Raw genomic sequence first — 16,843 nt, 5'->3', positions numbered from 1 at the left:
TATGCTCTTCTACCACTTAGTGTTTTTTGATGAACATATCTTTGGTGTAGTAATAGCCCCGGTTATCCGGCGCAAATCCCCCTACCCACGGCTTCACCAGATGTGCGCGAACATAGTGATAAATCGGAATGGCTGGCACATCCTCAGCCAAAAGCGCTTCCGCCTGCTGATAATACTTGCCACGTTCCTCCACTGAATCTGCTCTCGCCGCATGACTCATCGCTTCATCATAGGCAGGGTTGCTGTACTGGGTCGTGTTCTCACTATCGCCGGTACGGAAAATATTCAGGAAGCTTGAAGCATCATCGTAATCAGCGATCCACGCATAGCGCACCACGTCAAAATTACCGGTGTGCATGGTGTCCAGCATCGTTTTCCACTCCTGGTTTTGCAGCGTCACCTCGACACCCAAATTTTTCTTCCACATCGACGATGCCGCAATCGCAATCCGCTGATGCGTTTCGAACGTGTTGTAGAGCAAATTTAATGAAAGCGGATGTTCAGGGCCAAAACCGGCTTCTGCCAGTAGTTTTTTCGCTTCCGCAATACGTTTATCCCGCGGCCACGACGCGTATTCTGGCGCGGATAACGTCACCCCGCCAATTTCAGGCTGGCTGATAACCCAGGCTTCCCGCTGCCCCTGCCCCATCACCTTTTGGGCAATGATGTCTTTATCCAGCGCCATATTCAGCGCCCGACGCACGCGCGAGTCGTTAAACGGCGCCCGGGTCGTATTAAACTGGTAGTAATAGGTTGATAACAACGGTGAGACGTGAAGCTCATTACCCATTGTTTTTTTCAACTGGGCAAACTGATTCACCGGCACGCTCAAAACAATATCGATTTCACCGGCCTTGTAGCGGTTAACATCTGCCGCTTCTGAGCTAATAGGCAGATAAGTGACTTTATCAATGACCGTGTGCGCGTTATCCCAGTAGTGCGTATTGCGCACCGCGACAATTCGCTCATTCACCACCCACTGCGACAGTTCGTACGGTCCACTGCTGACAAAATGCTCTGGTCGGGTCCACTTGTCGCCATAACGGCCAATCAGTACCTTATCCAGCGGTACCAGTGACGGGTGCGCCAGCATAGCCAGAAACGCCGCCGTCGGTCGCGTCAGGATAATTTCCAGCGTGGTATCATTCAGTGCTTTTACACCCAGCGTGGCGGGATCTTTTTTCCCCTGTGCGATATCGACAGCGTTGGCAATATGCATGTTGCCAGGGTAAGAGGCATACGGTGAAGCTGTTTGCGGTGAAACCAGACGCTGCCAGCTCCAGACAACATCCTGTGCGGTAATGGCAGAGCCATCAGACCAGGTAATACCCGGTCGTAAATGAAAGGTCCAGATGGTGTTATCTTTATTCTCCCAGGATGCCGCCAGTCGAGGCTCGATAGCCCCATCCTGACTGACGGCAACCAGACCGTCGAACATATCGCTGATTAAAGTAAATTCAACGTTGCTTTCAACTTTATGCGGATCCAACGATGCAGGTTCACTCCCGTTATTTCTCACCAGTTCCTGTTTTTCGGCCAATGTTGTTCCTGCAGGAACATTGGCAGCCCATACCGCACCGTTTATCGATATCAAACAGGCGGTCAACAGCGAAAACGTAAATACCTTCGATTTTTGTTGAGTCATTCCCTGCACCTTATTGTTCTGTTTTATGATGACACCGCAGTCACTCTTAAAGGGATGTAGGGGATAACGCAATATTTTTCAGTTACCTATCAGATATCGATCTGACATTTTCAAACATTAAGTGGTAACATCTGATTCAGGCACTTTTGCTGAAATAAAATGCTTAAGTCTGGCGGGTTAAAATGCGTAAAGATGGGTAAAACCGCTGTGTCATTACCCGCGATTTCATTATCCTCCGTCATTAATTACATCTGTCATAAGAGAGTGACTCATGGATCGTATTATTAGTTCATCGCGCGACCGTACATCGCTACTCAGCACGCACAAAGTGCTGCGTAATACCTATTTTCTGCTGAGCCTGACGCTGGCGTTTTCTGCCATCACCGCAACGGCTAGCACCGTGCTGATGCTGCCATCCCCGGGTCTTATCCTGACGCTGGTAGGTATGTATGGCCTGATGTTCCTGACCTATAAAACGGCAGATAAGCCGGTCGGTATTCTGTCAGCTTTCGCCTTCACCGGCTTCCTGGGCTACATTCTGGGACCGATGCTGAATGCCTACTTGTCTGCGGGCATGGGTGATGTCATCGGTATGGCGCTGGGCGGTACCGCGCTGGTCTTCTTCAGCTGTTCTGCCTACGTGCTGACCACCCGTAAAGACATGTCCTTCCTCGGCGGTATGCTGATGGCGGGTATCGTGGTGGTGCTGATTGGTATGGTTGCCAATATTTTCCTCCAGCTGCCGGCTCTGCATCTGGCTATCAGCGCGGTGTTTATTCTGATTTCTTCAGGCGCTATCCTGTTCGAAACCAGCAATATCATCCGTGGCGGTGAAACCAACTACATCCGTGCAACGGTCAGCCTGTATGTGTCGCTGTACAACATCTTCGTCAGCCTGCTGAGCATTCTGGGCTTCGCCAGCCGCGACTAAGTTGTCAACTCGCATTATCCAGCCCCGCTTATGCGGGGCTTTCTTTTTTGCTAAACTGCCGCCAGTTTGACTAACGCAGTGAAGGATTATGTTGATCTTTGAAGGTAGAGAAATAAGTACCGACAGCGAAGGCTATTTAAAAGACACGACCGAGTGGAGTGAGCCGCTGGCCGCTGCCATTGCCGAAAACGAAGGTATTACCCTGACGCCCGAGCATTGGGAAGTGGTGCGCTTTGTACGCGAGTTTTATCTGGAGTTTAATACGTCTCCGGCAATCCGCATGCTGGTAAAAGCGATGGCCAACAAGTTTGGCGAAGACAAAGGTAACAGCCGTTATCTTTACCGTCTGTTTCCGAAAGGTCCGGCTAAACAGGCAACCAAAATCGCGGGCCTGCCTAAACCGGTAAAATGTATTTAATAGCGGATACTAAATCCCTTTAAATCATCGCCAGGACGGTGGGGTTCGCTGAGAATTCTGTCTACCCTGGCGCTACGCGGGCCCCCAGCCTTTAACCACCTCATCAGTTGTTCCACATGGTCGCTTTCGCCGCAGGCGACAATCTCTACGCTACCGTCATCCATGTTCTTTGCGTATCCGGTTAATCCCAACCGTTGTGCTTCATGCTGAGTGGTGTAGCGAAAACCCACGCCCTGTACCCGGCCGTGAACCCAGGCAATGATGCAGACTTTAGACATTACTGTTCTCCTTATCATCGCGTTGCGCGTTGCAAATCCTCGAAAAACTCAGGACAATGGCGCCCATTTCTTTGAATCGACAGAATAGCAAATTATGAGTGTACGTTTAGTGTTAGCCAAAGGGCGCGAAAAATCATTACTTCGCCGCCATCCGTGGGTATTTTCTGGTGCCGTCGCCCGTATGGAAGGTAAAGCCAGCCTGGGTGAAACCATCGATATTGTTGACCATCAGGGTAAATGGTTAGCACGCGGAGCCTGGTCACCGGCGTCGCAGATCCGTGCACGCGTCTGGACATTCGACAAGTCCGAATCCATTGATATTGACTTCTTCACCCGCCGTTTGCAGCAAGCAAAGACGTGGCGCGACTGGCTGGCGAAGAAAGACGGCCTGGACAGCTACCGTCTGATCGCCGGAGAATCCGATGGCCTGCCGGGTATCACCATTGACCGTTTTGGCCGTTTCCTCGTCCTGCAACTGCTCAGCGCCGGGGCTGAATATCAGCGTGCCGCGCTGATTAGCGCCCTGCAAACGGTGTTCCCTGAATGCGCCATTTATGATCGCAGCGATGTTGCAGTGCGCAAAAAAGAAGGTATGGAGCTGACCCAGGGGCCCGTCACGGGCGAACTGCCTCCGGCCCTGCTGCCGATTGAAGAACACGGCATGAAGCTGTTGGTCGATATTCAGCACGGTCATAAGACAGGTTACTATCTGGATCAGCGTGACAGCCGTCTGGCCACGCGTCGTTATGTACAAGACAAACGTGTCCTGAACTGTTTCTCCTATACCGGCGGTTTCGCGGTGTCTGCGCTGATGGGCGGATGCAGCCAGGTCGTCAGCGTTGATACCTCGCAGGAAGCGCTCGACATCGCCAGACAAAACGTCGAACTGAATAAGCTGGATCTGAGCAAAGCTGAATTTGTGCGCGATGACGTCTTTAAACTGCTGCGCGCCTATCGCGATCGCGGTGAGAAGTTTGATGTCATCGTGATGGATCCGCCGAAGTTTGTGGAAAACAAAAGCCAGCTAATGGGCGCCTGTCGTGGCTATAAGGACATCAATATGCTGGCTATCCAGCTACTGAATCCTGGCGGTGTACTGCTGACGTTCTCGTGCTCCGGACTGATGACGACCGATTTATTTCAGAAAATCATCGCTGATGCCGCATTAGATGCGGGTCGTGATGTACAATTTATAGAGCAGTTCCGTCAGGCCGCCGATCATCCGGTGATCGCTACCTACCCGGAAGGGCTGTATCTGAAAGGGTTTGCCTGTCGCATCATGTAACTTGAAAAGTGGAATATTGCCCTTACATAGAGGGTATCTATTTCCCGGGAGGTGACTATGATTGCCAGCAAATTCGGTATCGGCCAGCAGGTCCGCCATTCCCTGTTAGGTTACCTCGGAGTGGTCGTGGATATCGACCCGGAATATTCGCTTGATGACCCGTCACCTGATGAGTTGGCGGTTAACGACGAACTTCGCGCCGCTCCCTGGTATCACGTGGTGATGGAAGACGATAATGGCCTGCCAGTGCATACGTATCTGGCGGAAGCACAGTTGAGCAGTGAGCTACAGGAAGAACATCCAGAGCAACCATCGATGGATGAACTGGCACGGACCATCCGTAAACAGCTTCAGGCTCCACGCCTGCGCAACTGACTTTAGCCGTTGCCGGATGACGATAAACTCATCCGGCAACTGCTCATTCTTATTTCGCCAGCCCCAGTCTCGGGATCTCGATAGCCGGGCAGCGATCCATCACCACAGCCAGACCCGCATCACGCGCCAGCACCGCCGCCGGCTCATTGATCACGCCCAACTGCATCCATAATGTCTTTGCCCCGATGGCAATCGCCTCCTGCGCAACACCCCAGGCCGCTTCTGAATTACGGAAGACATCCACCATATCCACCTTCTCCGGCACATCCGCCAGCGTCGCATACCCTTGCTGTCCCAGTAACGTTTTCCCGGCAACCTTGGGGGAAACAGGAATAACGTGATAGCCCTGATCGAGCAAATATTTCATCACGCGATAGCTGGGGCGGTCGGGTTTATCGCTTGCCCCTACCAAAGCAATCGTGCGGGTGGATGTCAAAATGCCAGCAATATCGGTCTCTTTCATCATCTTCCTCCAGGCTGTTTTGCAAAGTGTACGACAAACCTGACGTTGCAACCATTCATCCCATACCAGCGCATGAGAGCTAAACTGGAAATTATGTCTATATGTTAGTAAACATGATTGTCGAAAACTTTTGATACATCTTACTCAGGTATTTTCTGGACAGGAGAACCCTATGAGAGCCGGCATTGTGACAGCCTTGATTGCCCTGTGTTTGCCGGTATCCGTTTATGCGACCTCACTGCGTCTGTCAAGCGACATTGACCTGCTGGTACTGGACGGAAAAAAAGTCTCCAGCTCATTGTTACGCGGTGCCGAAAGCATTGAGCTGGAAAATGGTCGGCATCAGCTGGTTTTTCGCGTCGAGAAAACCATTCGCTTGTCCAGCCATGAAGAACGGCTGTATATCTCTCCCCCGTTGGTCATCAGCTTCGATACCCAATTAGTCAGTCAGGTTAATTTTCATCTTCCGCGTTTGGGCAATGAGCGTGACGCGGCACATTTCGATGAAACCCCGCGCGTAGAACTGTTGGATGGTGACGCCATGCCGATTCCGGTCAAGCTGGATGTAATGACCATCACATCCACCGCAAAGACCGTTGATTATGAACTGGAGACCGAACGCTACAACAAAGCGGCTAAGCATGCTTCATTACCACAATTTGCCACCATGATGGCCGATGACAGTTCGTTACTCTCCGGGGTTTCTGAACTGGATCGGGTGCCGCCTCAATCGCAAGCGCTCACCGAGCAGAGGTTAAAATATTGGTTTCAGCAGGCCGACGCGCAAACGCGAAGTAACTTCCTGCAATGGGCAGAGAAGCAGCCCCCCTCATGACATTTATGTCCACGTACGCATTTTTTTTGTCTTTCTCTTGCAGCGTCAAGTGCTTCCAGTACTCTGTAGCAAGGTTAACTTGGGAGCGGTACTATGGAATTGACGACTCGCACATTGCCAGCGCGCAAGCATATTGCGCTGGTTGCACACGATCACTGTAAAAAGATGTTGATGAACTGGGTTGAACGCCACCAGCCACTGCTGGAGCAACACGTTCTCTATGCGACAGGCACAACGGGTAATTTAATCCAGCGCGCGACCGGTATGGACGTTAACGCTATGCTAAGCGGCCCGATGGGCGGCGACCAGCAGGTGGGAGCGCTGATCTCTGAAGGGAAAATTGATGTGCTGATCTTCTTTTGGGATCCGCTCAATGCCGTGCCTCACGATCCTGATGTCAAAGCCCTTCTGCGCCTGGCAACGGTGTGGAATATTCCGGTAGCGACCAACGTGTCGACGGCCGACTTTATTATCCAGTCGCCGAATTTCAGCGACGAGACGGAGATCCTGATCCCCGATTACGCTCGCTACCTGGCTGAGCGCCTCAAATAATAGCCTGACAGGCGGCTGTCGCCGCCTGCTTTCAAGGTTTACGGCTAACTGGCACATCCCGCTGTTTAAGCTCATCGACAAAACACGACGGCGCGTCTTTATTAAACAGCAGCCATACCCGATGCCGTGCACGCGTAAGCGCCACGTAAAGCAAGCGTCTCTCTTCTGCATCAGGAAAATCTTCTACCGCCGGCAGCAGCGCCTCCTCCATAATTGACTCGCGGGCTGGTGCCGGGAAACCATCATTACCGTCATGAAGCCCGACAATAATGACGTAATCCGCCTGCTGCCCTTTACTGGCATGGATAGTCATAAACTCAAGCTGTAGCTTGGGCCAACGGGTCGCCGCCTTCTCCAGGCTGGCAGGTTTCAGATGATGATAGCGCGCCAGTACCAGAATTCGCTCCTCGGCTTTCGCAAAACCAGACAGCTTATCCAGCAGCGCATCCAGCTGGCTTTCATCCAACAGCGTCACCGCTTTTTTGTCACCAACCGTCAGGCTGTTAAGCGGTTTTGCAAGCTGATTCGGGTTTTGCTGAATAAAACCGTTGGCTACCTCTCCAATACGGCTATTGAAGCGGTAAGTGGTATCCAAATCGCAGCGATCGCCCTCGCCAAAGGTGTGATGGAAGGCAGTAGTTAACGAAAGCTGTGCGCCACTAAAGCGATAAATAGCCTGCCAATCGTCTCCTACAGCAAACAAGGTGGTCTGTGAGTTTTGCTGTCGCAACGCAGCCAGCAACGCTGCGCGCTGGGGGGAAATGTCCTGAAACTCATCAACCAGAATATGTTTCCACGGGCTGATAAAACGCCCCTTTTGCAGAATGACGATGGCCTGATGAATTAGCCCGGAAAAATCAACGGCGTTTTCTTCTTTCAGGGCGCTCTTCCATGCCTTAAGCAACGGCGCCATGAGCTTGATACGTTTACTGAATAGATCGCGAATGTCCTCCGGCGCATTGGCAATCATTTCCGCTTGCCCCCCCCCGTGCATACGCATCAGGCTAACCCAACGATCCAGCCTCGGGGCCAGGCGACGCTGCTGTTTTTCATCATCCCAAAAATTACCTTCAGGTACTGACCACTGCATCTCTTCTTCTAACCATTGCCGCCAGCCTTTGGCCTGCGCCTTTTTCTCACTACACTGCTGACGCCAGGCGGTAATAAAAAGTTTATGGCGCGCGGGGGTATCGTTTTCAAGCTTGCTTACCGTTGGGACCTTTTTACTACCCTGCTGAATGATGTGCAGCGCCAGCGAGTGGAACGTCCGGGCGGTGATGTCTTCTGTATGCAGTCGCTCACGAATCCGCTCATCCATTTCCTCGGCCGCTTTGCGACCAAACGCCAGAAGCAGAATTTGTTCGGCCACCGCGTCTCCCTTTGCCAGTAGCCAACCTGCACGTGCCACCAGCACAGATGTTTTGCCACTTCCCGCGCCCGCAAGCACGAGTAACGATTGCTCACCGTTAACCACCGCCCGGGCCTGAGCCGGATTCAGCGGCGAAGATTCAATCTGCTGGAAGAACTCGGCGTGCTCTGTCAGCATTGCGTCGGTATAGGCTTGATTATGCTGCAACCGGCAGGCTTCAATATCCTGCAACCATGCCTGACACTGGCGTATTGCCTCGCGACAGTTGTCAAACTCCTCCAGCCTTTCAACCGGCAACGGCAGCGCCGCGAAAGCGCGACGGATTTGCTGTTGCAGGCCTGCCGTTTGGTTGCGTGTCAGCCATTTATTTTCATGGGTACGGGCCGCAATCGTCTCGAGCTGCTCCTGCAAAACCGTGGCGGCGACCTCGCTCATTTCCTGGCTCCACTGCTGCCAAAGCATGTTGAGATGGCGATGAAAACGCTGAGTTTCTGCCCATTCCGTCCCATGCAGTCGCACAACCTTATCGCCCGGGAGCACAAATTCGAGTTCCCCCCATACGAGACCCCGTTTGCAATGAATAGCCAGTAATTGATTGAATGGAATAAGATACTCGTGACGATCGCCGGAAACTTTAATCCCGGCATTAAGAATAACGGCCCGATCGTACGGGTGTTGCGCCAGACGTTTTCCAATAGAAGTAGCTTTCAGTTCCATAAGGCTTAAGCGGATCCACACGAAGAGGTTTACTTATCAGTGTAACCGCCAGAGAAAACGTGCTCCAGCCCAAAAAAACGTTACAATTGCCGAATTCACCAAAAACCAGAGTTAACCGAGAGTTTATGCGTACAGTTCTGAATATTTTAAATTTTGTGCTCGGGGGGTTCGCCACCACCTTAGCCTGGTTACTGGCAACGCTGGTCAGTATCGTGCTTATTTTTACCCTGCCATTAACCCGCTCATGCTGGGAGATAACGCGCCTTTCTCTGTTTCCCTATGGCAACGAAGCCATTCATGTTGATGAACTCAACCCGGCAGGTAAAAATGTTCTTCTGAACACCGGCGGAACATTACTGAATATTTTTTGGCTGATTTTCTTCGGCTGGTGGCTGTGCCTGATGCATATTGTCTCCGGTATTGCCCAGTGCATCACGATTATTGGTATTCCGGTGGGGATTGCTAACTTTAAGATCGCCGCAATTGCACTCTGGCCCGTCGGTCGGCGCGTGGTCTCGGTAGAAACTGCCCGCGCAGCACGTGAAGCCAATGCGCGTCGCCGCTTTGAATAACCAGGACTGATGGCCTTTATGTTAAGTCCTCTGCTCAAACGCTATACCTGGAACAGCACCTGGCTGTACTACGTGCGAATTTTTATTGCACTTTGTGGCACCACCGCGCTGCCCTGGTGGCTGGGCGACGTCAAGCTGACTATCCCGCTGACGCTGGGCATGGTGGCCGCCGCGTTAACCGACCTCGACGATCGTCTAGCTGGTCGCTTGCGCAATTTGATCATTACGCTGATCTGTTTTTTTATTGCCTCAGCGTCCGTCGAGCTTCTCTTCCCATGGCCGTGGCTGTTTGCCATTGGATTAACGCTTTCAACCAGCGGCTTTATTCTGCTTGGCGGATTAGGCCAGCGCTATGCGACGATCGCCTTCGGCGCATTGCTTATCGCTATTTACACCATGCTGGGCACGTCACTGTACGATCAGTGGTATCAGCAGCCGATACTACTGCTCGCCGGGGCTATCTGGTACAACCTGCTGACATTGACCGGACATCTCCTGTTCCCAATCCGTCCATTGCAGGATAATTTGGCGCGCAGCTATGAGCAGTTAGCGCACTATCTGGAGCTGAAATCCCGTCTGTTTGATCCCGACATTGAAGATGAAAGCCAGGCACCGCTCTACGATTTAGCGCTGGCCAATGGGCAACTGATGGCGACGCTAAACCAAACCAAAGTGTCGTTGCTAACCCGCCTGCGCGGTGACCGTGGGCAACGGGGAACACGTCGCACGTTACACTACTATTTTGTGGCGCAGGATATACACGAACGCGCAAGCTCTTCGCATATTCAATACCAAACGCTACGCGATCACTTCCGTCACAGCGACGTGATGTTTCGCTTCCAGCGCCTGATGTCTATGCAGGGGCAAGCCTGTATGCAGCTGTCACGCTGTATTTTATTGCGCACACCCTACCAACATGACCCACATTTTGAGCGCGTTTTCACCCATATCGATGCCGCACTTGAGCGCATGCGTGTTAACGGTGCGCCTGCAGACTTGCTTAAAACATTGGGATTTTTGCTCGCTAACCTGCGTGCTATCGACGCGCAATTGGCAACAATTGAGTCCGAGCAGGCGCAGGTCATTTCGCGCAATGAGTCCGAAAATCAGCTTGCCGATGACAGCCCACATGGGTTCAGCGATATCTGGTTGCGTCTGAGCCGTAACTTCACCCCCGAGTCAGCCCTATTTCGCCATGCTATCCGCATGTCGTTGGTGCTCTGTGTCGGATACGCCATCATCCAGATAACCGGTATGAACCATGGATACTGGATCCTGCTAACCAGTCTGTTTGTCTGTCAGCCAAACTACAACGCCACCCGACATCGCCTGGCCCTGAGAATTATTGGTACCTTAGTCGGAATAGCGATTGGTTTACCCATTTTGTGGTTCGTCCCCTCTCTGGAAGGGCAGCTCATCCTGTTGGTGATTACCGGCGTGCTCTTTTTCGCCTTTCGCAACGTACAGTATGCCCATGCGACCATATTTATCACCCTGCTGGTATTATTATGCTTTAACCTGCTGGGAGAAGGGTTCGAGGTCGCACTGCCGCGAGTCATCGATACGCTGATCGGCTGTGCGATTGCCTGGGCTGCCGTCAGTTTTATTTGGCCAGACTGGCGTTTTCGTAATTTACCGCGGGTCATCGAACGAGCAACGGATGCTAACTGCCGCTATCTGGACGCTATCCTTGAGCAATATCATCAGGGCCGTGATAACCGTCTGGCATACCGAATTGCCCGCCGTGATGCACATAACCGTGATGCGGAGCTTGCTTCCGTGGTGTCGAACATGTCGAGTGAACCAGATGTTACAGCCCAAACGCGCGAAATGGCATTCCGTTTGCTGTGCCTCAACCATACCTTCACCAGCTATATTTCCGCTCTCGGCGCTCACCGGGAACAGCTGACTAACCCGGAAGTCCTGGCATTACTGGACGACGCGGTCTGCTATGTTGATGATGCGCTTCATCATCAACCCGCTGACGAGCAGCGCGTATACCAGGCTCTGGAAAGTCTTAAACAACGGATTCAACATCTTGAACCGAGCCAGGACACCAAAGAACCGCTGGTCGTACAACAGGTTGGATTATTGATTGCGCTGTTACCAGAAATCAGTCGGTTACAGCAACAAATCGCGGCATTACCCATTAGTAACCCGGTTCAGGCTTAAGTGAACTCACCCACTCAACCAACTCCCGGCGGCGAACCGTCGGGAGTGCAGCTTCATGTATCCCACTGATTGCACCCTCAAGCGCATAAAGAATTTTCACTGTCAGCGATGGGTTAATTTGCAAAAGCTTTAGCCAACACATTTGAGCACCCAGGGTGCGTAATGTACTCTCATCGTTAATCCCGGCTTCACTCAGTAGGGTCTCCAGATGAAAGGAAATGTTCGGCAGTTCCCGTAACCGGTGTTGCGAAACACGCGTCTGCTTTTCTTTTACTGCGGCATCCAGCGAATATCGTGATAAAGACACCAACTGCGGATGGTTTCGCCACAGCGCATCATTAACTTGATAATAGTTGAGTATCACGGGACGTCCCCGCTTCATAAACGTCAACCAGACCGGGGAATGTTTGACACAGTACTGTACGCTTTGCTCACAGGCCCGCAGGTATAACTCACCGTCGGCAACCATTGCAAAGACCGTATCGCCCACCGTCAGGCTATAACTGCCAAATAAAGAGCGGTAGCTAATTGTACCTAAAGAGGCCAAATATTCTTGTGATTTATAGATCCTGGCATAAGAGAGGTTTTTCATAAAAGTCCTTTTAAATCATAAGATAATGGAATGATTTCCAGTAACAGATCCGTTAATGACGACGATAGGCAACTTAGCCCCAAGGGGCAAGATGAATTTTATATTTCCCGCCACGACGGCTCAAAATTGCGAGTCTGTTTCCGAAAATAAGGTTGATCTTTAGTGATAGCAGGGTTACTGTATATCCATACAGTAACTCACAGGGCTGGATTGATTATGTACACTTCATGCTACGCAAATCGTTCTTCGTCGTTCTCTTCAACATCAAGCAATAGTGCGCGCGTTTCTTCAGAAAATGCGACTGCCGGGCTTATCAGTGAAGTGGTCTATCGCGAGGACCAGCCCATGATGACGCAATTACTGCTATTACCCTTGCTTCAGCAGTTAGGACAGCAATCACGCTGGCAGCTCTGGCTTACGCCACAACAAAAGCTGAGCCGTGAATGGGTGCAATCAGCGGGGCTTCCATTAACGAAAGTTATGCAAATTAGTCAACTCTCTCCCTGCCACACGTTAGAATCGATGGTTCGCGCGCTGCGCACCGGCAATTACAGCGTGGTTATCGGCTGGCTGACTGAAGAATTAACAGAAGATGAACATGCAGAACTGGTGAAAGCTGCAGATGAAGGGAACGCAATGGGATTTATTATGCGTCCTGTTCGCGCTCAGGCACTTGCGGGGAGACAGCATTCCGGGCTAAAAATTCACTCGAATTTGTATCATTAAGTAAAATTAGGATTAATCCTGGAATTTTTTTTCATACCTCAATCTGCCATTGAGATATAACGCATATTTTGTGTGAACGCCTGTCAGAAGCGGTTTTAGAGAAGTTTTGAGTTCAATTAATCAGCCATAAATGTTAAATATTGTGTATACAAGCCTTTTTTTTTCATATGCCTGACAGAGTTCACACTTGTAAGTTTTCAACTACGTTGTAGACTTTACATCGCCAGGGGTGCTCGGCTTAAGCCGCAGATATCGGTAGAGTAACTATTGAACTGATCCCCGGGTGAAGGATTTAACCGTGTTATCTCTCTGGAGATAGTCATGGCGAATTTTGGATGATAACGAGGCGCAAAAAATGAAAAAGACAGCTATCGCAATTGCAGTGGCACTGGCTGGTTTCGCTACCGTGGCGCAGGCCGCTCCGAAAGATAACACCTGGTATGCTGGTGCTAAAATGGGCTGGTCTCAGTTCCATGACGTAGGCAACAACCAGATCAACAACGCCGGTCCTACCCACGAAAGCCAACTGGGTGCTGGTGCGTTCGGTGGTTATCAGGTTAACCCGTACGTTGGTTTTGAAATGGGTTACGACTGGTTAGGTCGTATGCCGTACAAAGGCTACACCGACGGCACTCATCAAAACGGCGCTTTCAAAGCTCAGGGCGTTCAACTGACCGCTAAACTGGGTTACCCAATCACTGACGATCTGGACGTTTATACCCGTCTGGGTGGTATGGTTTGGCGTGCTGACGCTAAAAACAACGAAGGCTTTAAAGACCACGACACTGGCGTATCCCCAGTATTCGCTGGCGGCGTAGAGTATGCAATTACTCCTGAAATCGCTACCCGTCTGGAATACCAGTGGACCAACAACATCGGTGACGCGAACACCGTTGGTGGTCGTCCGGATAACGGCCTGTTGAGCGTTGGTGTTTCTTACCGTTTCGGCCAGCAGGAAGAAGCAGCTCCAGTAGTTGTAGCTCCGGCTCCGGCTCCAGAAGTACAGACCAAGCACTTCACTCTGAAGTCTGACGTTCTGTTCAACTTCAACAAAGCGACTCTGAAACCAGAAGGCCAGCAGGCTCTGGATCAGATGTACAGCCAGCTGAGCAACCTGGATCCGAAAGATGGTTCCGTTGTGGTTCTGGGCTTCACTGACCGTATCGGTTCTGACGCTTACAACCAGAGCCTGTCTGAGAAACGTGCTCAGTCCGTTGTTGATTACCTGATCTCTAAAGGTATTCCTTCTGACAAAATCTCTGCACGTGGCATGGGCGAATCTAACCCAGTTACTGGCAACACCTGTGACAACGTGAAAGCTCGCGCTGCACTGATCGACTGCCTGGCTCCGGATCGTCGTGTTGAGATCGAAGTTAAAGGCATCAAAGACGTTGTAACTCAGCCTCAGGCTTAAGTTCTCGTCTAATAAAAAACCCCGCGATGCGGGGTTTTTTTTCACCTGTGGTTCACCATAAAAACGTGGGTGCTCAGCACACCGAAGCCGACATCAGGCTATTCTTTTCCCAGCAGCGCTTGTAAATCCTGCTTCAATGTGGACATTTTGTTCGCGTACTTCTCTTTATGCTCAGCGTCTTCAATCAGCTGCACGATGGTTTCAGAAAGCGTTTTTCCACGCCGCTGCGCAAGCCCTGCTAAGCGCTGCCAAACCATGAACTCCAGATCGATAGATTTCTTACGCGTATGCTGATGCTCTGCATTAAAGTGCCGCTTACGCCTCGCGCGTATGGTTTGCTTCATACGATTTTGCAGCGCAGCATTCATGTGTTCTTCAATCCAGGTATTCACCCGAACCGGTTCATTTTCGAGGGTTAGCAATAAATCAACGGCTTCTTCGGCAGCGCTGGCTTCCACGTAACGGGTAATCAACTCCCCTTCACGATGCTTTTTCACCAGATACTTCCATTTCCAGCCGCTTTCAAGATTTTCAAGTTGTTGATATTTCATTGCGATCTCAATGTTACCGTGTAACTCTTATCAGAATATCAGCTTTTTGGGCATCTGAAGAAAAGAATATCCAGCCTGTGAACTGTCGCGCGTCATCATCCCCGTTTAGCGGTGCATTCCACGTGTGCAGTGCTGACGGTTACGGTATAATCTCGTTTTTTACAACAGACTAAAAAACATCAACTTTGACCATTACGAAACTTGCATGGCGTGATCTGGTTCCTGATACTGACAGTTATCAGGAAATATTTGCACAGCCGCACGTCACTGACGAAACCGATACCTTACTCAGTGATACTCAACCACGCTTACAATTTGCGCTTGAGCAACTGCTTCAGCAATGGGCGACGTCCTCCTTTATGCTGGTGAAAGCGCCGGAAGAGCTTGAGTATCTCAATCTTATCGCCACGGCTGCGCGCTCATTACATACGGATGCCGGAAGCTTAACCGGAGGTCATTACGACATCTCTGGGCACACTATCCGTTACCGTGCAGCACAGCACGCAGAAGACAATTTTGCGACCTTAACTCAGGTAGTCAATGCTGACTGGGTTGAAGCCGAACAACTGTTTGGCTGTTTGCGTCAGTTCAATGGTGAAATTACGCTGCAACCGGGACTGGTGCATCAGGCAAACGGGGGCGTGCTGGTTATCTCATTACGCACCCTATTGGCTCAACCCCTGCTGTGGATGCGCCTGAAAGCCATTGTCAGCCACGAGCGCTTTGACTGGGTAGCTTTCGACGAATCTCGTCCACTTCCTGTCTCCGTACCGTCTATGCCGCTGAAACTGAAAGTGGTGTTAGTCGGTGAGCGTGAGTCGCTGGCCGATTTCCAGGAAATGGAACCAGAATTAGCTGAACAGGCAATTTACAGCGAGTTTGAAGATAATCTGCAGATAGTGGATGCTGAAACCATGACCCAGTGGTGTCAGTGGGTCACGCATACCGCCATACGCAACAATCTTCCCTATCCCGCCCCTGACGCCTGGCAAACGCTGGTGCGTGAGGCCGTTCGTTATACCGGCGATCAGGCGACATTACCGCTTAATCCGCTGTGGATCATCCGCCAGTTCAAGGAAGTGGCCCCCCTTTGTGAAGGCGAAACCTGCAGCGCAGAACAGCTGGGTCTGATGCTGGCGCAACGCGAATGGCGGGAAGGTTTCCTGGCCGAACGCATGCAGGATGAGATCCTGCAAGAGCAGATCCTTATCGAGACGGAAGGCGAGCAAATTGGACAAATAAACGCGCTGTCGGTGATTGAGTTTCCAGGGCATCCTCGCGCGTTTGGTGAACCTTCTCGTATCAGCTGCGTTGTGCATATTGGCGATGGCGAATTTACCGATGTTGAGCGTAAAGCCGAACTGGGCGGAAATATTCATGCCAAGGGTATGATGATCATGCAGGCGTTCCTGATGTCGGAACTGCAGCTCGAACAGCAAATCCCCTTCTCTGCCTCGCTAACCTTCGAGCAATCCTACAGCGAAGTAGATGGAGACAGCGCATCCATGGCTGAACTGTGCGCATTAATTAGCGCCCTTGCCGATGTTCCTGTCAATCAAAGCATCGCGATTACCGGTTCTGTTGATCAGTTTGGCCGGGCGCAACCTGTCGGTGGCCTGAACGAGAAAATTGAAGGTTTCTTCACTATCTGCCAGCAGCGTGAATTAACCGGTACGCAGGGCGTGATTATCCCTTCAGCCAACGTCAGGCACCTGAGCCTACCGCCAGCCCTGTTACAGGCCGTTGAAGAAGAAAAGTTCACTATTTGGGCGGTGGATGACGTGACCGATGCGTTGCCACTGTTGTTAAATTTGGTGTGGGATGGCGAAGGCCAAACAACGTTGATGCAAACTATCCAGGAGCGTATTGCTGCGGCAACGCAACAGGAAGGTCGTCACCGTTTTCCATGGCCGCTGCGTTGGCTGAACTGGATTATTCCGAACTGATC

The 16,843-nt window shown here is 51.3% G+C and carries 17 protein-coding genes; 11 read left to right on the top strand and 6 right to left on the bottom strand.

Going from position 1 to position 16,843, the window contains the following annotated elements; all coding sequences use genetic code 11:
• Positions 1–16: 16 nt before the first annotated feature.
• Entirely contained in the window at positions 17–1,645 is a 1,629-nt protein-coding gene (locus M2374_RS02090) for an ABC transporter substrate-binding protein (protein ID WP_181688308.1), read from the bottom strand.
• Between the two features lie 271 nt (positions 1,646–1,916).
• On the opposite strand from M2374_RS02090, the gene yccA reads away from it, so the two are divergent.
• Positions 1,917–2,576, top strand: coding sequence for an FtsH protease modulator YccA (gene yccA, locus M2374_RS02085; protein ID WP_096757630.1), 660 nt, complete (start codon positions 1,917–1,919; stop codon positions 2,574–2,576).
• Between the two features lie 88 nt (positions 2,577–2,664).
• Positions 2,665–2,994: a sulfurtransferase TusE gene (gene tusE / locus M2374_RS02080; RefSeq protein WP_096757631.1), complete on the top strand. Its 330-nt coding sequence runs from the start codon at positions 2,665–2,667 to the stop codon at positions 2,992–2,994.
• Here the strand turns inward: tusE and yccX are convergent.
• Positions 2,991–3,272: an acylphosphatase gene (gene yccX, locus M2374_RS02075; protein ID WP_181625198.1), complete on the bottom strand. Its 282-nt coding sequence runs from the start codon at positions 3,270–3,272 to the stop codon at positions 2,991–2,993. The genes tusE and yccX overlap by 4 nt on opposite strands.
• 94 nt (positions 3,273–3,366) lie before the next feature.
• Between yccX and rlmI the strand changes: the two genes are divergently transcribed.
• Positions 3,367–4,557 (top strand): 23S rRNA (cytosine(1962)-C(5))-methyltransferase RlmI, encoded by a 1,191-nt coding sequence (rlmI, locus tag M2374_RS02070; protein WP_096757633.1) that lies wholly within the window; start codon positions 3,367–3,369, stop codon positions 4,555–4,557.
• Positions 4,558–4,614: 57 nt separating this feature from the next.
• Positions 4,615–4,932: a heat shock protein HspQ gene (hspQ, locus tag M2374_RS02065; RefSeq protein ID WP_005123508.1), complete on the top strand. Its 318-nt coding sequence runs from the start codon at positions 4,615–4,617 to the stop codon at positions 4,930–4,932.
• 49 nt (positions 4,933–4,981) lie between these two features.
• On the opposite strand, the gene M2374_RS02060 is transcribed toward hspQ, so the two are convergent.
• Complete coding sequence (locus tag M2374_RS02060) at positions 4,982–5,395, bottom strand: CoA-binding protein (protein ID WP_096757634.1); 414 nt, start codon at positions 5,393–5,395, stop codon at positions 4,982–4,984.
• 172 nt (positions 5,396–5,567) lie between these two features.
• Between M2374_RS02060 and M2374_RS02055 the strand changes: the two genes are divergently transcribed.
• Together M2374_RS02055 and mgsA are read left to right on the top strand one after the other, a co-directional pair.
• Positions 5,568–6,230, top strand: a complete 663-nt coding sequence (locus tag M2374_RS02055) for a curli synthesis inhibitor (protein ID WP_096757635.1) — start codon at positions 5,568–5,570, stop codon at positions 6,228–6,230.
• A 93-nt stretch (positions 6,231–6,323) separates the two neighbouring features.
• Positions 6,324–6,782 (top strand): methylglyoxal synthase, encoded by a 459-nt coding sequence (mgsA, locus tag M2374_RS02050; RefSeq protein ID WP_115258915.1) that lies wholly within the window; start codon positions 6,324–6,326, stop codon positions 6,780–6,782.
• A 31-nt stretch (positions 6,783–6,813) separates the two neighbouring features.
• Here mgsA and helD read toward each other — a convergent pair whose 3' ends face one another.
• On the bottom strand, positions 6,814–8,868 hold the full coding sequence (helD, locus tag M2374_RS02045; RefSeq protein WP_181688309.1) for a DNA helicase IV: 2,055 nt from the start codon (positions 8,866–8,868) through the stop codon (positions 6,814–6,816).
• Positions 8,869–8,993: 125 nt separating this feature from the next.
• Here helD and M2374_RS02040 point away from each other — a divergent pair, with 125 nt between their 5' ends.
• A complete protein-coding gene (locus M2374_RS02040; RefSeq protein WP_096757638.1) occupies positions 8,994–9,440 on the top strand; it encodes a YccF domain-containing protein in 447 nt (148 codons plus the stop codon).
• 18 nt (positions 9,441–9,458) lie between these two features.
• Positions 9,459–11,612 carry a YccS family putative transporter gene (yccS, locus tag M2374_RS02035; protein ID WP_096759437.1) on the top strand — a complete coding sequence of 718 codons (2,154 nt, stop codon included), beginning with the start codon at positions 9,459–9,461 and terminating at the stop codon, positions 11,610–11,612.
• Here yccS and M2374_RS02030 read toward each other — a convergent pair.
• On the bottom strand, positions 11,590–12,204 hold the full coding sequence (locus tag M2374_RS02030) for a TfoX/Sxy family DNA transformation protein (protein ID WP_117341734.1): 615 nt from the start codon (positions 12,202–12,204) through the stop codon (positions 11,590–11,592). The genes yccS and M2374_RS02030 overlap by 23 nt on opposite strands.
• 216 nt (positions 12,205–12,420) lie before the next feature.
• Here M2374_RS02030 and sulA point away from each other — a divergent pair, with 216 nt between their 5' ends.
• Positions 12,421–12,930, top strand: coding sequence for an SOS-induced cell division inhibitor SulA (gene sulA, locus M2374_RS02025; RefSeq protein WP_181688310.1), 510 nt, complete (start codon positions 12,421–12,423; stop codon positions 12,928–12,930).
• 355 nt (positions 12,931–13,285) lie between these two features.
• Complete coding sequence (ompA, locus tag M2374_RS02020) at positions 13,286–14,344, top strand: porin OmpA (RefSeq protein ID WP_115259970.1); 1,059 nt, start codon at positions 13,286–13,288, stop codon at positions 14,342–14,344.
• A 98-nt stretch (positions 14,345–14,442) separates the two neighbouring features.
• Here ompA and matP read toward each other — a convergent pair whose 3' ends face one another.
• A complete protein-coding gene (matP, locus tag M2374_RS02015; protein ID WP_096757641.1) occupies positions 14,443–14,895 on the bottom strand; it encodes a macrodomain Ter protein MatP in 453 nt (150 codons plus the stop codon).
• A gap of 185 nt (positions 14,896–15,080) precedes the next feature.
• On the opposite strand from matP, the gene M2374_RS02010 reads away from it, so the two are divergent.
• On the top strand, positions 15,081–16,841 hold the full coding sequence (locus tag M2374_RS02010) for a Lon protease family protein (RefSeq protein WP_115258918.1): 1,761 nt from the start codon (positions 15,081–15,083) through the stop codon (positions 16,839–16,841).
• Positions 16,842–16,843: the final 2 nt, after the last annotated feature.

The organism is Citrobacter sp. JUb117 (assembly GCF_024809055.1).
GTDB lineage: Bacteria > Pseudomonadota > Gammaproteobacteria > Enterobacterales > Enterobacteriaceae > Citrobacter > Citrobacter gillenii.
This window is presented reverse-complemented; position numbering and strand designations above follow the sequence as displayed.

What these genes read in the sequence shown, in the direction of transcription:
- helD (WP_181688309.1), bottom strand. Translation starts at nt 8,868, where the DNA reads ATGGAACTGAAAGCTACTTCTATTGGAAAACGTCTGGCGCAACACCCG.
- sulA (WP_181688310.1), top strand. Translation starts at nt 12,421, where the DNA reads ATGTACACTTCATGCTACGCAAATCGTTCTTCGTCGTTCTCTTCAACA.
- M2374_RS02055 (WP_096757635.1), top strand. Translation starts at nt 5,568, where the DNA reads ATGAGAGCCGGCATTGTGACAGCCTTGATTGCCCTGTGTTTGCCGGTA.
- hspQ (WP_005123508.1), top strand. Translation starts at nt 4,615, where the DNA reads ATGATTGCCAGCAAATTCGGTATCGGCCAGCAGGTCCGCCATTCCCTG.
- yccS (WP_096759437.1), top strand. Translation starts at nt 9,459, where the DNA reads ATGTTAAGTCCTCTGCTCAAACGCTATACCTGGAACAGCACCTGGCTG.
- M2374_RS02090 (WP_181688308.1), bottom strand. Translation starts at nt 1,645, where the DNA reads ATGACTCAACAAAAATCGAAGGTATTTACGTTTTCGCTGTTGACCGCC.
- ompA (WP_115259970.1), top strand. Translation starts at nt 13,286, where the DNA reads ATGAAAAAGACAGCTATCGCAATTGCAGTGGCACTGGCTGGTTTCGCT.
- mgsA (WP_115258915.1), top strand. Translation starts at nt 6,324, where the DNA reads ATGGAATTGACGACTCGCACATTGCCAGCGCGCAAGCATATTGCGCTG.
- rlmI (WP_096757633.1), top strand. Translation starts at nt 3,367, where the DNA reads ATGAGTGTACGTTTAGTGTTAGCCAAAGGGCGCGAAAAATCATTACTT.
- matP (WP_096757641.1), bottom strand. Translation starts at nt 14,895, where the DNA reads ATGAAATATCAACAACTTGAAAATCTTGAAAGCGGCTGGAAATGGAAG.
- M2374_RS02060 (WP_096757634.1), bottom strand. Translation starts at nt 5,395, where the DNA reads ATGAAAGAGACCGATATTGCTGGCATTTTGACATCCACCCGCACGATT.
- M2374_RS02040 (WP_096757638.1), top strand. Translation starts at nt 8,994, where the DNA reads ATGCGTACAGTTCTGAATATTTTAAATTTTGTGCTCGGGGGGTTCGCC.
- yccA (WP_096757630.1), top strand. Translation starts at nt 1,917, where the DNA reads ATGGATCGTATTATTAGTTCATCGCGCGACCGTACATCGCTACTCAGC.
- tusE (WP_096757631.1), top strand. Translation starts at nt 2,665, where the DNA reads ATGTTGATCTTTGAAGGTAGAGAAATAAGTACCGACAGCGAAGGCTAT.
- yccX (WP_181625198.1), bottom strand. Translation starts at nt 3,272, where the DNA reads ATGTCTAAAGTCTGCATCATTGCCTGGGTTCACGGCCGGGTACAGGGC.
- M2374_RS02030 (WP_117341734.1), bottom strand. Translation starts at nt 12,204, where the DNA reads ATGAAAAACCTCTCTTATGCCAGGATCTATAAATCACAAGAATATTTG.